Here is an 807-nt window from a genome sequence, read left to right as displayed (position 1 = left end):
GGGCAGAGGCTGACGTTGCGCAACGCTTTGAAGGTGGTCTTGAGCAGGGAGTTTCCGCGTTCGCCGATGGCGCGGACACCGTTGTGGGCTCTGTTGAACTGCTGCTGCACGTCGGTGCAGGCGCCGTTCTTCGGCTTCTTGAACGCGATCGTGATCGTGTCGGCTTCGCCTTCGTAGCCGAGGTCGCCGAGCACCCGCCGGTCGTCGTTGGTCCAGGTGGCCAGCAGCGGCAGGATGTCGTGTTCACGCAGGGCGGTCGTGTCGTGTTCCCGGCCGGGCCGTACCGGCGAGGTCCACAGCGGCCACCCGTCCGGAGCGGTCACGACCTGCACGTTGCCACCATGGTTGTCGTGTTTGCCGGACCACCACAGGTCCACCCCTGGTGTCGGCCCAGGTGTGCGGCACCGGTCAGTCTCGATCAGGGTCCCGTCGATGTTCACGTGGGCGTAGCCGGCCACTTTCGCCGCCAGCAGCACCGATTCCAGCCGCGGCGCGTGGGCGGCGAGGACCCGGATGCCCTCGTGCAGGTAGTCGTAGCCGGTCGACGAGCTGACCTGGTTGTCGAGGGCCAACTGTTTGATCCGAGTGCCGTCGAGGAACCAGCGGATCACCAGGATCGCCTGCTTGAAGCAGCCCAGCGCCCGGGTCCCGGTACGGGTCCCGAGCCGCTGCCGTTCAGCGTGCAGGAGCCCGGACAGGAACAACACGGTCTCCTCGCGCACGGACAGCTCGGCGGTGTATGTGACACTCATGGCGACGCAGGACCCCTACTGAAGTTGATCTGTGAGAGGACCACTTCATACCGGG

1 protein-coding gene is annotated in these 807 nt (G+C 66.2%); it reads right to left on the bottom strand.

Annotated features, from left to right (window positions below; genetic code table 11):
- Positions 1 to 752 (bottom strand): HARBI1 family protein (locus DKT69_RS00125; protein ID WP_109799581.1); only part of this gene is annotated, 752 nt, incomplete at its 3' end.
- Positions 753 to 807 lie beyond the last annotated feature (55 nt).

It is taken from the genome of Micromonospora sicca (assembly GCF_003172935.1).
Classification (GTDB): Bacteria; Actinomycetota; Actinomycetes; order Mycobacteriales; family Micromonosporaceae; genus Micromonospora; species Micromonospora sicca.
This window is presented reverse-complemented; position numbering and strand designations above follow the sequence as displayed.